The organism is Pseudidiomarina tainanensis (assembly GCF_004214835.1).
GTDB classification, from domain to species: Bacteria; Pseudomonadota; Gammaproteobacteria; order Enterobacterales; family Alteromonadaceae; genus Pseudidiomarina; species Pseudidiomarina tainanensis.
The window spans coordinates 1,284,173-1,296,355 of sequence record NZ_PIQJ01000001.1 but is presented as its reverse complement, the minus strand read 5'-3'; the positions used below and the strand labels follow the sequence as shown (position 1 = coordinate 1,296,355).

Sequence of the window (12,183 nt, the reverse complement as noted above, 5' to 3'; positions counted from 1 at the left end):
GCGGCGCTTTTATTTGGTAGAGGATCGCATGACCAAAAACACACCTGTTATCACGATTGATGGCCCAAGCGGCTCGGGTAAAGGAACCGTTAGTCGAATTCTTGCCGATCAACTGGGCTGGCATTTACTCGACAGCGGCGCTATTTACCGCGTACTTGCGCTCGCAGCGTTGCATCATGGATTTGCCGCTGACGATGAAGAAAGCTTGGTAGCGTTAGCTGGTTCTTTGGATGTGAAGTTTGATGTCGAAGAAGATCCAGAGCTGACCCATATCATCTTGGAAGGCGAAGATGTGACGATGACGATTCGGACACAAGATGTCGCCAATATGGCATCAAAAGTCGCAGCATTGCCGCGTGTTCGCGAGGCGTTATTACGCCGCCAACGGGCTTTTAAAGAACTGCCAGGCTTAGTTGCCGACGGTCGCGATATGGGCACGGTCGTTTTTCCTGATGCTGCAGCGAAAATATTTTTAACGGCGAGCCCTGAAGAGCGCGCTCGTCGTCGCTTTGAGCAATTGCAGGAAAAGGGAATCGATGCTAAAATCGACCAATTAATCACCGAAATTCGTGAGCGCGATGATCGGGATACCTACCGCTCGGTTGCGCCACTGCGTGCTGCTGAGGGTTCGTTATTTATAGATTCAACGAATTTGAGCATCACGGAAGTAGTTGATCAAATTTTACAGTTTGCCCACGGCAAACTAACTCAATCTGAGACGGGTAGCTAATCGAGCTACCAGCTTAGGGGTCTGTAGCAAGGAAAGCTAACAGATCAAATTTAACAACCCCGCCATTCGGGAATGCTTGGTGGACGTACTTAACTAAAAGTAGTTAACACATATGTCAGAAAATTTTGCACAACTGTTTGAAGAAAGCCTCAAAGAGGTTGAAACTCGCCCAGGTTCTATCGTTAAAGGCACCATCGTAGCTATCAACCGTGACGTTGTTCTTGTTGACGCCGGTCTGAAATCTGAAAGTGCTATCCCAGTTGAACAATTCCGTAACGCTGAAGGCGTTGTTGAAGTTCAAGTCGGCGACGAAATCGACGTTGCTCTGGACGCGGTTGAAGACGGGTTTGGTGAAACTATCCTGTCTCGCGAGAAAGCGAAGCGCTACGAAGCTTGGTTGCAGCTTGAGAAAGCATACGAAGACCAAGAAACTGTTACTGGCTTAATCAGCGGTAAAGTTAAAGGCGGCTTCACAGTTGATTTGGGTGGCGTACGTGCGTTCTTGCCAGGTTCATTGGTAGACGTTCGTCCGGTTCGTGAAACCACGCACCTCGAAAACAAAGAATTAGAGTTCAAAGTTATCAAGCTTGACCAGAAGCGCAACAACGTTGTTGTTTCACGTCGTGCGGTTATTGAAACTGAGAACAGTGCAGAGCGCGATGAGTTGCTTGAGAACCTACAAGAAGGCCAAGAAGTTAAAGGTATCGTTAAGAACCTGACTGATTACGGCGCATTCGTAGACTTAGGCGGCGTAGACGGCTTGTTGCACATCACCGACATGGCTTGGAAACGCGTGAAGCACCCAAGCGAAGTTGTGAACGTTGGTGACGAAATCAACGTGAAAGTATTGAAGTTTGATCGTGACCGTACTCGCGTATCGTTGGGTCTGAAGCAGTTGGGTGCTGATCCATGGGCTGATATCGCAGCACGTTACCCAGAAGGTCATCGTTTGACTGGTCGCGTAACCAACTTAACTGACTACGGTTGCTTCGTTGAAATCGAAGAAGGCGTTGAAGGTTTGGTTCACGTTTCTGAAATGGATTGGACCAACAAGAACGTACATCCTTCTAAAGTTGTTAACTTGGATGACGTTGTTGAAGTTATGGTTCTCGAAATCGACGAAGAACGTCGTCGTATTTCACTTGGCCTGAAACAGTGTAAAGCTAACCCATGGGAAGAGTTCGCGAAGAACTTCAACAAGGGCGATAAAGTATCAGGCAAGATCAAGTCAATCACTGACTTCGGTATCTTCATCGGTCTTGATGGCGGCATCGACGGTTTGGTTCACTTGTCAGACATTAGCTGGAACGCAACTGGTGAAGAAGCGGTTCGTGACTTCAAGAAAGGCGAAGAAGTTACTGCTGTGGTATTACAAGTTGATGCTGAGCGTGAGCGTATTTCTTTGGGTATCAAACAACTTGAAGAAGATCCGTTTAACAATTACCTAGCAGCTAACAAAAAAGGTGCTATTGTTAAAGGTAAGGTCATCGAAGTTGATGCTAAAGGCGCTAAAGTTGAGCTAGCTGATAGTGTTGAAGGTTACATTCGCGTAGCTGACATTTCACGTGATCGCGTTGAAGACGCTACCACTGAATTGAAAGTAGGCGACGAAGTTGAAGCTCGTTTCATGGGCGTAGACCGTAAAAACCGTACCTTGAGCCTGTCAATTCGCGCGAAAGACGAAGTTGAAGAGAAAGAAGCTCTTGAGTCTGTGAACAAGCAACAAGACGAAGCTGACTTCACAAACGCAATGGCTGAAGCCTTCAAAGCGGCTAAGAGCGACGACTAAAATAAGCTGAACGTGGGCTTGATGCATTGACGCATTTGTAGAGGAGCATGTGATGACAAAATCGGAACTGATTACCCAGTTAACGAAGTTGTACCCAGAGCTTTCTCCGCGTCAGGTTGAAGATGCGGTGAAAGAACTAATCGAACAGATGGCGCAATATATGGCCTCTGGTGGACGTATTGAAATACGTGGCTTCGGTAGTTTTTCACTGCATTATCGAGCTCCACGTGAAGGGCGAAATCCGAAAACCGGTGAAAAAGTGCAGCTTGAAGCTAAACATGTACCGCACTTCAAACCGGGTAAAGAGCTGCGAGAGCGGGTTGATAATCTCGGATAATTTAACGTCGAGTTAACGAAAACGGCATGCTATAGTAAGCATGCCGTTTTTTTATATGCGCAAGACAGGAAAGAATATGATTCGATTCATTTTTGTTAGCCTTCCTTTAATAGTTTTATTCCTGATAGCCGTTGCTTTTGGTGCGTTGAATAAGCAAGTGATTGCGGTTGATTTTATTGTCGCGCAACAACAAATCAGTGTGGCTACATTAACTGCGGTATTTTTAGCGGTAGGCTTCATCATTGGCCTGTTAAGTATGCTGGGCGCGCAATGGATGCTACGTCGCGATGTACGCAAATTGAAAAAACAATTGGTGAATTCTAAGAGCTCGGCTTAATGTTAGAATTACTGTTTCTGTTACTTCCGGTTGCTGCTGCCTATGGCTGGTTCATGGGGCGTAACAGTGTTCGTAACGAAAATCGGCAAGAACAAGAACAGTTTTCTCGTCAATACGTTACCGGTTTGCACTTATTGCTTTCCGATCAACCCGACAAAGCGGTTGATCTATTTATAGAATTACTCGACGTCGATTCCGATACGCTAGAAACGCACTGGGCACTAGGTAAACTCTTCCGCCGTCGTGGTGAACTCGATCGGGCAATTAAAATCCACCAAAACCTTACTTCACGACCAACGATTAGCGAGCAAGATAGACGCCAAGCGATGTTCGAGTTAGGGCTCGACTATCTGGCTGCTGGCATTTATGACCGTGCCGAAGAAATGTTATTGGCATTGCACAACGATAAGCAGTTTCGTGAAGCCTGCCAGCGACATTTACTGGAATTATATGAATCGACCCATGAATGGGACAAGGCAATCAAAGTCGCTTTGAAGTTAATGCGTTATGATCGCAGTGCGGAACTGTTGGTCGCACAATTGTACTGTGAGCTAGCTGAGCGTCAAAACGAAACGGAGCATACTGAAAAGTACTATTTAAAGGCGCGCCAGCATGATCCGGATTGTGTGCGTGCAGCTCTTGCATTGGGACGCATGTGGTATAACCAAGGGTTATATCGTAAAGCACAAAAGATATTGGTTGGGATTCTTGACGAAGACGCCGAGTTTATCAGCGAAGCGTTACCACTTATAAAGGCCTGTTTTGATGAATTACAGGATATTGGTGGACTGATTCAATTCTTGCATCAGTGCGTCAAATCTGCGCACTCAACCTCGGCGGCCGTGATGTTGTCAGAAATGATTGCCCGTGAAAATGGCGTTGAAGCAGCGGAGCAGTTTGTTCAAAACACCTTATTAGAAAATCCGACCATGAAAGGCTTCCATAAGCTGATGGATTTTCATATCCGAGCTGCCGATGTTGGTAAGGCACGTGACAGCCTCAAAATGTTGCAACGAATGGTGCAACAACAAATGCAACAGCGGCCGAAATATCGTTGCCGTCATTGTGGTTTTTCTGGAAGTACCCTGTATTGGCATTGTCCGTCATGCCGCACGTGGGGTGAAATTAAGCCTATTATTGGGTTGGATGGAGAATAGATGACTCAGCAATCACTCATATTTGTCGCTCTAGATTACGCAGATGCAAAATCAGCATGGCCGTTGATTAATCAATTATCACCAGAGCAGTGTGGTCTCAAAGTTGGCAAAGAACTGTTTACCAGTGCCGGGCCTGATTTTGTTCGAGAGCTTGTTAAACGTGGCTTTAAGGTCTTTCTCGATCTTAAGTTTCACGATATTCCGACGACAGTGAATAAAGCCGTTCGTGCTGCAGCAGAATTAGGTGTATGGATGGTCAACGTTCATGCAAGCGGCGGGCGGCGTATGCTTGAGGCTGCGCGTGATGCCGTAGCTAATATGCCCAATCGTCCCTATGTTATTGCCGTAACGGTATTAACCAGTATGACGGCAGAGGATTTACGTGAAGTTGGCATTGATACCTCGCCGGCTGAGCATGTGATTAAACTCGCGCAATTAACCAAATCAGCAGGTCTTGATGGCGTTGTATGTTCAGCATGGGAAGCTGAAGCGATTGCTGCAGCGTGCGGAAAAGGCTTCTTGAGAGTGACACCTGGCATTCGGCCGGTGGGAGCCGAACAAGGTGATCAACGTCGCATCATGACCCCGCCGGAAGCCGCCGCTTTGGGCATTGAGGTGTTAGTCATTGGTCGTCCAATTACGCAAGCGACGGATCCGGTGGCCGCATTAAAGCAAATACAGTTATCGCTGACAGCTTAATCCGCTTTAATTCGTCGCGCTCGTTAGCGACTCCTTCTAAACTCTCTCATATGTCCCCAGACGCGCTCTGGGGATGCTTTAGGTACCGGTAAACACGGGTGCCAATGAACTTAAATTACTGAGGAGAGTTTATGTTACGGAAAACACTGATTTTCACATCAATGCTTGCGCCTCTGGTGATGCTCTCACCATTGCATGCAGCTCCGGTTGTGGCGCCTCTGCAAGCAGCAAGCCAGAGCGCTTCAATTAATATTAATACGGCCGATGCAGAGCAATTAGCCTATGCATTGACGGGCGTAGGTATTAAGCGGGCTAAAGATATCGTCAAACTTCGTGAAGAATTGGGGCAATTTAGTGATATTAATCAGTTGATGCAGGTGAAAGGCATTGGGCCGCGTATGCTGGAGCTGAATAAAGATCGCATTGTGCTTTAAGAGCAAGAGCGATATTAGATATTAGCTATTAGATATTAGCTATTAGATATTAGCTATTAGATATTAATGGTTAGCGGGTGGTCTCGGTTACGCGGTGAGCGAGGCCAAACGCTTTCGGTGAAGGCGCCACGCGATAATGCCGCCCGCAAGCCCAGCTAGATGTATATAACCATAGTCGCTGCCGGCACTAAGTAATATTGCACTGTGCATTGCCCCCATCATTTCTAGTAAAACCTTCAATACGAGTAAACCAATAACAAGCGGCGACAACCAGTCGGTTCGAGCGTAATTCTGTTGCGACCATTCAAGTAATAAGCTCGTAAGCAATAAACCATGGATAAGTGCGGATAAACCAACAAAACGCTCGGGTGTGCCAAGTAGCCATACAACCGTGGTACAAATAACCATAATAACAATCACGGCGTTGAACCAAGTGCGCACGGTGTAGTGGTGCGCAAAGAAAACCGTCACGATAACCAAAGCGATAGCATTGGTAACCGCATGAGTCGTGTCAAGGTGGAATATATGGGCCGTAAAAAAGCGCCATGGTTCTTGCCAAATAACCTGAGCATAATAGTCATATTGGTCGAGAAGCGAACTCGTTTCAGCTTGATAAAACGGCAACCAGATGGCAATGACGGCAATAATTGTTGCGCAAATGATAACTTGAATTCGCTCCGACATATGCGACCTTTTTATGATTGTTCTGAACGGTTTGAACCCGTATGATAAGTTGTTATTCGCGTGGCTGTAAACCGAAAGCAGCCGAGATTTCGCTTAATTAGGATAATAACCATGCGCTATTTGATGTTGTTCGCTGCCGTCGCTATTTCAGCGTGTAGCGATGTTGCCCCGACTAACGTCGACAAAACCACCGCCCTTGACCCCGAAGCTTCGACTGGATTTGTTGAAAAATCAGGCGTGAGTGCTTCGAACTATATGGTCGCAGCCGCCACCCCGGCCGCTGCGAAAGCAGGTGAAACCGTGTTAGCTGCAGGTGGCAGTGCGATTGATGCCGCGGTAGCCGTGCAAGCGATGCTGACTTTAACTGAGCCCCAATCATCTGGCCTTGGTGGTGGTGGCTTTATGCTTTATTGGGATGCCGACGAGCAAAAGCTTTATACGATTGATGCGCGTGAAACGGCGCCACTTGCTGCGACACCAGAGCTATTTTTAGATGCTCAAGGTAAACCACCGAAACAATTTATGGATGCGGTGACGGGCGGGCGCTCGGTCGGAACACCGGGGATATTACGTGGCTTGGAAATGGCGCATCAACGCTGGGGCAACTTAGCTTGGTCTGAGTTATTTGCAGAAACTATCGATCGTGCAGAGCAGGGCTTTGTGGTTGGTGAACGGTTACAAAAATTACTGGAATTAAAGCTCAGTCCAGGTTTATTAGAAATGGCACCAGGCAATGCCTATTTCTACCCAAATGGACAAGCGTTACAAGCAGGTTCACTTAAGCAAAACCGAGAGTACGCGCAAACGTTAAAAGTGATTGCTGAGCAAGGTGCTGATGCTTTTTATCGCGGCGATATTGCGAAGGAGATTGTGTCAGCAGTACAAAACTCGAGCATTAATCCCGGCAAGCTAACATTGGATGATCTCGCAAGTTATGACGCAATCATTCGCGAGCCAGTGTGTGCTGAATATCGGGTTTATGAAGTGTGTGGTATGGGACCACCAAGTTCCGGTGGCCTTACGGTATTACAAATATTAGGAATTCTCGAGAACTTTCCAGTCAACGAGTGGGAAGTTAATTCAGAAAATGCCGTTCATCATTTCACTCAAGCTTCGCGGTTAGCGTTCGCCGATCGTAATCGTTACATTGCAGATAGCGACTTTGTTGATGTACCAGTAACCGAACTATTAAACAAAAATTATCTGCGTGAACGGGCAGCACTGATCCAGACTCGTGATATGGGTAAAGCGCAAGCTGGCGTATTTTCTCAATATAGTTATGCGAACGATCAATCGCCGGAATTCCCAAATACCACGCATGTAACTATTGTCGATGCTGAAGGTAACGTATTTTCGATGACTTCCAGTATCGAAATGGGCTTTGGCTCAGGTGTGATGGCTGCGGGCTTCTTATTGAATAACCAATTAACCGACTTCTCAATCGTCCCTGAGGTGAACGGAGAACTGGTTGCTAACCGTGTTGAAGCCGGCAAACGTCCGCGTAGTTCAATGTCACCAATGATGATTTTCAATGCCGCTGGAGAGCCTATCCATGCGGTTGGTTCGCCAGGTGGTGCACGTATTATTAATTATGTTGCACAAACGCTTGTCGGTTTGCTGGATTGGAATCTTGATATGCAAGCCGCTATCGATCTGCCACATGTGACAAACCTGAACGGTGTGACGAGTTTAGAACGGGGCACAGCCATCGAGCAACTGGCAGATACATTGCGTCAACGCGGTCATGAAGTGAAAGTTCAAGACTTAAATAGTGGCTTACATGGCATTAGTTTGTTGAGCGACGGGACCCTTTATGGAGGCGCAGATCCACGTCGTGAGGGTATTGCAGTAGGGCATTAATTGTGAACAACGGTGACTAGGTAATAAATTTTACCCAGTCGCCGTATCCGCGCTCTTCCATTTCTTCCACTGGAATGAATTCCACCGCAGCGGAGTTAACGCAGTGCCGTGTACCGAGCGGTAAAGGTCCGTCGTTGAAGACATGGCCCAAGTGAGAGTCAGCATGAGCACTTCTGATTTCGGTGCGAACCATACCGAACTTTAAATCCTGATGTTCGGTAACCGCCTGTTCAGTAATGGTTTTTGTGAAGCTTGGCCAGCCGCAGCTCGAGTCGAATTTATCTGCTGAGGAGTAGAGTGGTTCGCCGCTGACAATATCAACGTATATACCGCGGCGCTTTTCATTCCAATACGCATTCTGAAAGGGCGGTTCGGTGCCATCTTCTTGCGTCACGTAGTACTGCATCTCAGAAAGGCGCTGCTTAAGCTCTTCTGGTGATGGTTTGTTTGACGATCCCATACTATTTAGCCAACTTGTTTGGGACGATTATTGGCAAAAGGCGGCCAGCCCATTGTCACGCCTGCAAGCAAATGCAAGTGAATATGATAAACCGATTGACCGCCATCTTCGTTGCAGTTCATTACCACGCGATAACCGTCTTTCGCAAAGCCAAACTGCTGTGCTAAACGCGCAGCAACCACATATAGATGCCCAACTAACTCACGGTCTGATTCTTCAATATCGTTAATGGTGGCAATTTGCTTTTTGGGAATAATTAACACGTGCACTGGGGCTTGCGGATTAATATCTTTGAAGGCCAAACTGAGCTCGTCTTCGTAGACAATTTCTGCAGGTATTTCCTTGGCAATAATCTTGTCAAAAATAGTTGTACTCATGCCATCCACCTCAACTTCATCGAATGAATAAATAAGCCGTTTCTTTCATAACTCGTTATTTAAACTTATAGTAACGAACTCAACCGCGAAGTACCAATCCCTTTAAATACAATGATTCTGGAAAGTTTGTCCGTACTGGGTGATCAGCGCCTTGATATAAACGCTCAATTATATGCAGAGGCCGTTTTGCATCCAGTGCGGCATCAGCAACCACCTTTTGGAATAAATCGCCTGAGAGTAACCCTGAACACGAAAATGTCAGGAGAGTACCACCTGGTTTCAAAATCATACAAGCCAAACGATTAATGTCTTTATAACCGCGACATGCACGCATGAGGTTTGCTTTACTATCAACAAACTTTGGTGGATCGAGCACGATCACATCGAAACGCTCGCCACTTTGATAAAACTTGCGTAACGCTTCAAAGACATCTTCTTGTTGATTCGTGAGTGTATCGGTTTTCAACTCGTTTCGTTGGTGGTTTCTGACTGCTTGTTCGAGCGCTGGAGCCGAAACATCAAGATTCACAACTTCGGCCGCGCCCGCAGCAGCGGCATAAAGACCAAAGCCGCCAGTATAACTAAACGCATTCAAGACACGCTTACCAGTAACGTATTTCTGAATTGCTGCGCGACTATCTCGTTGATCAAGGTAATAACCGGTTTTGTGACCCGTTTGGATATCAACCCCGAGTTCAAGGCCGTTTTCTTCTATCCAAACTGTCTCTGGTGGCAATTCGCCATCATGGCTATAAAGCAGCTGTACGATAGGTGCCAAGCCTTCTTTTTGTCGTACATCGACATCTGAGCGTTCAAAGATATTGCACTCAGGAAACAACTCGCGGAGTGCATTAACAATGGCATCACGCCAAAAATCGGCGCCGGTGCTTAAGAGCTGACAAACCAGCCAGTTATCATATTTATCAATCGTGATGCCGGGTAATTGATCGGCCTCAGCAGCAACTAAGCGAAAAGCATTACTACGAATGCTTAAACCGTCACGTAAATGCTTTGCCGCGGCAATGCGCGCTTTAAAGAAGTCGGCATTAATCACTTCGTTCTGCTGAAAACTCCAAACGCGTGCACGAATTTGCGATTGCGGTGACCATGCAGCATAACCAAGCCAATCGCCATCGGCGCTGTGTAATGACACGGTTTCACCTGCTTTGGGTGTGCCTTTTACCCGCGCAATAGCGCCGCTGAATACCCATGGATGTAAACGGCGTAATGATTTTTCCTTACCTGCCAGCAGGTGTACAGTTGCCACCATTATTTCACACGCATCCCAGGCTTCGCGCCATCATGAGGATTGAGGATGAAGAGTTCTTCGCCACCTGGGCCTGCAGCGAGCACCATACCTTCTGACATACCAAAACGCATTTTACGCGGTGCTAAATTTGCCACCATCACGGTATGTTGACCAATCAGTTTTTCCGGCGCATAGGCTGACTTAATTCCAGCAAAAACTTGACGTGTCTCACCACCTAAATCGAGTGTTAATTTTAATAGCTTATCGGCGCCTTCAACGTGTTCTGCTTTAGCAATTAAAGCAACACGCAGGTCAACTTTAGCAAAGTCGTCATAATTGATTTCTGCGCTAATCGGATCGCTGTCCAACTCGCCGTTGCTCTTCGTCGCTGTTGCATTAGCTTCGTTTTGTGCTTTTGAATCGTCAATCATGGCTTCAACTTTTTCCATTTCAATTCGTTGTAATAGGGCTTTAAACGGGGTAATGGCGTGATCTTTTAAGATAACTTGGTGGCTCGCCCATTCAAATTTATCATTTAAGAACGCTTGCACGCGCTCCGCTAATGCTGGCACAACCGGCGTCAGATAAATCATTAAGAGACGGAAAAGATTAATCCCAATCGAGCAAATCTCATGCACTTCTTGAGCTTTCGCTGGGTCTTTAATTAACTGCCAAGGTTCTTTTTCAGCAATATAGAAATTGGCTTTATCAGCAAGCGCCATAATGTCACGCATTGCCTTTGAAAATTCACGCTTTTCATAGGCTTGTGCAATGCCTTCAGCAGCTGCTTGGAATTCATCGAGCAAGCTTGTGTCGCTAATCGTCGCTGCTAATTTACCGTCGAATTTCTTACTGATAAACCCAGCGCAACGACTCGCGATATTTACAACTTTACCAACCAGATCGGCATTAACGCGCTGAGCAAAGTCAGTCAGGTTCAAATCTAAGTCATCTATACGATTTGTTAGTTTAGCGGCAAAATAGTAACGCAAGTAATCTGGATCTAAGTGATCAAGATAAGTACGCGCCATCACAAACGTGCCTTTGGATTTCGACATCTTCGTACCATTCACGGTAATAAAACCGTGCGCCCAAACGTTGGTTGGTTGACGGAAGTTCGCACCCTTGAGCATGGATGGCCAGAATAAACTGTGGAAATAAATGATGTCTTTACCGATAAAATGGTACAGCTCAGCATCGCTATCGACTTGCCAATAGCTATCAAAATCTGCTTTACCGGTGGTATTGCAGTAGTGCTTGAAGCTACCCATATAGCCAATAGGGGCATCAAGCCAAACATAAAAGTACTTACCCGGAGCATCTGGAATTTCGAAGCCGAAGTAGGGGGCGTCACGACTGATGTCCCACATTTGTAAGCCTGATTCAAACCACTCGTTAAGCTTGTTTGCCATTTCATCTTGCAGTGAACCGGAACGCGTCCACTCTTTCAGCATGTTTTCAAACGCTGGCAAATCAAAGAAATAGTGTTCCGATTGACGCAGCTCCGGAGTCGCTCCAGATACCGCAGATTTTGGATTTTTCAGTTCAGTCGGTGCGTAAGTCGCACCACAAACGTCGCAGTTATCACCATATTGGTCAGTAGCACCGCATTTCGGGCAGTCGCCTTTTACAAAGCGATCCGGCAGGAACATTTGCTTTTGCGGATCATAAAGTTGCTCAATCGTCTTTGTTTTAATGTAACCATTATCGCGAAGGCGAGTATAAATGAGCTCCGCTAGCTCACGGTTTTCCTCACTGTGTGTGGAATGATAATGATCAAAGGCAACGTGGAAATCCGCAAAATCAGCTTGGTGCGCAGCGTTCATTTCAGCAATCATCTGCTCTGGCTCAATACCTAATTGTTGCGCTTTGAGCATAATTGGCGTGCCGTGTGCGTCATCTGCGCACACATAGTGGCATTCGTGACCACGAAGCTTTTGAAAACGCACCCAAATGTCGGCTTGAATGTAACCCAACATGTGGCCGATATGAATTGGACCATTGGCATATGGTAATGCATTGGTGACCAGAATTTTGCGTGTTGCTGTTGGCATGAATGTTTCCATTAAT

At 46.5% G+C, this 12,183-nt stretch carries 13 protein-coding genes; 8 read left to right on the top strand and 5 right to left on the bottom strand.

The genetic code is table 11. The features are described from left to right. Positions 1 to 28 precede the first annotated feature (28 nt). The 7 genes from cmk (at position 29) to CWI82_RS06335 (ending at position 5,483) form a co-directional block, all read left to right on the top strand. Positions 29 to 730, top strand: a complete 702-nt coding sequence (gene cmk, locus CWI82_RS06365) for a (d)CMP kinase (RefSeq protein ID WP_130202956.1) — start codon at positions 29 to 31, stop codon at positions 728 to 730. Between the two features lie 112 nt (positions 731 to 842). Continuing rightward, positions 843 to 2,519, top strand: a complete 1,677-nt coding sequence (gene rpsA / locus CWI82_RS06360) for a 30S ribosomal protein S1 (protein WP_092854815.1) — start codon at positions 843 to 845, stop codon at positions 2,517 to 2,519. Between the two features lie 52 nt (positions 2,520 to 2,571). Then, positions 2,572 to 2,856, top strand: a complete 285-nt coding sequence (locus CWI82_RS06355; RefSeq protein WP_092854817.1) for an integration host factor subunit beta — start codon at positions 2,572 to 2,574, stop codon at positions 2,854 to 2,856. Between the two features lie 76 nt (positions 2,857 to 2,932). Further along, positions 2,933 to 3,193 carry a lipopolysaccharide assembly protein LapA domain-containing protein gene (locus tag CWI82_RS06350; RefSeq protein WP_165383888.1) on the top strand — a complete coding sequence of 87 codons (261 nt, stop codon included), beginning with the start codon at positions 2,933 to 2,935 and terminating at the stop codon, positions 3,191 to 3,193. Next, entirely contained in the window at positions 3,193 to 4,350 is a 1,158-nt protein-coding gene (gene lapB / locus CWI82_RS06345) for a lipopolysaccharide assembly protein LapB (RefSeq protein ID WP_130202955.1), read from the top strand. The genes CWI82_RS06350 and lapB overlap by 1 nt, the downstream gene beginning before the upstream one ends. Beyond that, a complete protein-coding gene (gene pyrF, locus CWI82_RS06340) occupies positions 4,351 to 5,049 on the top strand; it encodes an orotidine-5'-phosphate decarboxylase (RefSeq protein WP_092854823.1) in 699 nt (232 codons plus the stop codon). A 131-nt stretch (positions 5,050 to 5,180) separates the two neighbouring features. Further along, a complete protein-coding gene (locus CWI82_RS06335) occupies positions 5,181 to 5,483 on the top strand; it encodes a ComEA family DNA-binding protein (RefSeq protein ID WP_092854825.1) in 303 nt (100 codons plus the stop codon). A gap of 87 nt (positions 5,484 to 5,570) precedes the next feature. On the opposite strand, the gene CWI82_RS06330 is transcribed toward CWI82_RS06335, so the two are convergent. Then, on the bottom strand, positions 5,571 to 6,167 hold the full coding sequence (locus tag CWI82_RS06330; RefSeq protein ID WP_130202954.1) for a rhomboid family intramembrane serine protease: 597 nt from the start codon (positions 6,165 to 6,167) through the stop codon (positions 5,571 to 5,573). Between the two features lie 111 nt (positions 6,168 to 6,278). Between CWI82_RS06330 and ggt the strand changes: the two genes are divergently transcribed. Next, positions 6,279 to 8,027, top strand: coding sequence for a gamma-glutamyltransferase (gene ggt, locus CWI82_RS06325; RefSeq protein ID WP_130202953.1), 1,749 nt, complete (start codon positions 6,279 to 6,281; stop codon positions 8,025 to 8,027). Between the two features lie 16 nt (positions 8,028 to 8,043). On the opposite strand, the gene msrB is transcribed toward ggt, so the two are convergent. The 4 genes from msrB to metG all read right to left on the bottom strand — a co-directional run bounded on the left by msrB (position 8,044) and on the right by metG (position 12,167). Beyond that, positions 8,044 to 8,487, bottom strand: coding sequence for a peptide-methionine (R)-S-oxide reductase MsrB (msrB, locus tag CWI82_RS06320; protein ID WP_130202952.1), 444 nt, complete (start codon positions 8,485 to 8,487; stop codon positions 8,044 to 8,046). A gap of 5 nt (positions 8,488 to 8,492) precedes the next feature. Further along, positions 8,493 to 8,864: a histidine triad nucleotide-binding protein gene (locus CWI82_RS06315; protein ID WP_092854833.1), complete on the bottom strand. Its 372-nt coding sequence runs from the start codon at positions 8,862 to 8,864 to the stop codon at positions 8,493 to 8,495. Between the two features lie 79 nt (positions 8,865 to 8,943). Beyond that, positions 8,944 to 10,134, bottom strand: coding sequence for a class I SAM-dependent rRNA methyltransferase (locus tag CWI82_RS06310; RefSeq protein ID WP_130202951.1), 1,191 nt, complete (start codon positions 10,132 to 10,134; stop codon positions 8,944 to 8,946). Beyond that, a complete protein-coding gene (gene metG, locus CWI82_RS06305) occupies positions 10,134 to 12,167 on the bottom strand; it encodes a methionine--tRNA ligase (protein WP_130202950.1) in 2,034 nt (677 codons plus the stop codon). Before metG ends, CWI82_RS06310 begins: the two co-directional genes overlap by 1 nt. Positions 12,168 to 12,183 lie beyond the last annotated feature (16 nt).

Excerpts from the sequence above, each read along its gene's own strand:
- rpsA (WP_092854815.1), top strand. The coding sequence starts at position 843 with ATGTCAGAAAATTTTGCACAACTGTTTGAAGAAAGCCTCAAAGAGGTT.
- CWI82_RS06330 (WP_130202954.1), bottom strand. The coding sequence starts at position 6,167 with ATGTCGGAGCGAATTCAAGTTATCATTTGCGCAACAATTATTGCCGTC.
- pyrF (WP_092854823.1), top strand. The coding sequence starts at position 4,351 with ATGACTCAGCAATCACTCATATTTGTCGCTCTAGATTACGCAGATGCA.
- msrB (WP_130202952.1), bottom strand. The coding sequence starts at position 8,487 with ATGGGATCGTCAAACAAACCATCACCAGAAGAGCTTAAGCAGCGCCTT.
- CWI82_RS06335 (WP_092854825.1), top strand. The coding sequence starts at position 5,181 with ATGTTACGGAAAACACTGATTTTCACATCAATGCTTGCGCCTCTGGTG.
- cmk (WP_130202956.1), top strand. The coding sequence starts at position 29 with ATGACCAAAAACACACCTGTTATCACGATTGATGGCCCAAGCGGCTCG.
- CWI82_RS06350 (WP_165383888.1), top strand. The coding sequence starts at position 2,933 with ATGATTCGATTCATTTTTGTTAGCCTTCCTTTAATAGTTTTATTCCTG.
- CWI82_RS06355 (WP_092854817.1), top strand. The coding sequence starts at position 2,572 with ATGACAAAATCGGAACTGATTACCCAGTTAACGAAGTTGTACCCAGAG.
- CWI82_RS06315 (WP_092854833.1), bottom strand. The coding sequence starts at position 8,864 with ATGAGTACAACTATTTTTGACAAGATTATTGCCAAGGAAATACCTGCA.
- lapB (WP_130202955.1), top strand. The coding sequence starts at position 3,193 with ATGTTAGAATTACTGTTTCTGTTACTTCCGGTTGCTGCTGCCTATGGC.
- CWI82_RS06310 (WP_130202951.1), bottom strand. The coding sequence starts at position 10,134 with ATGGTGGCAACTGTACACCTGCTGGCAGGTAAGGAAAAATCATTACGC.
- metG (WP_130202950.1), bottom strand. The coding sequence starts at position 12,167 with ATGCCAACAGCAACACGCAAAATTCTGGTCACCAATGCATTACCATAT.
- ggt (WP_130202953.1), top strand. The coding sequence starts at position 6,279 with ATGCGCTATTTGATGTTGTTCGCTGCCGTCGCTATTTCAGCGTGTAGC.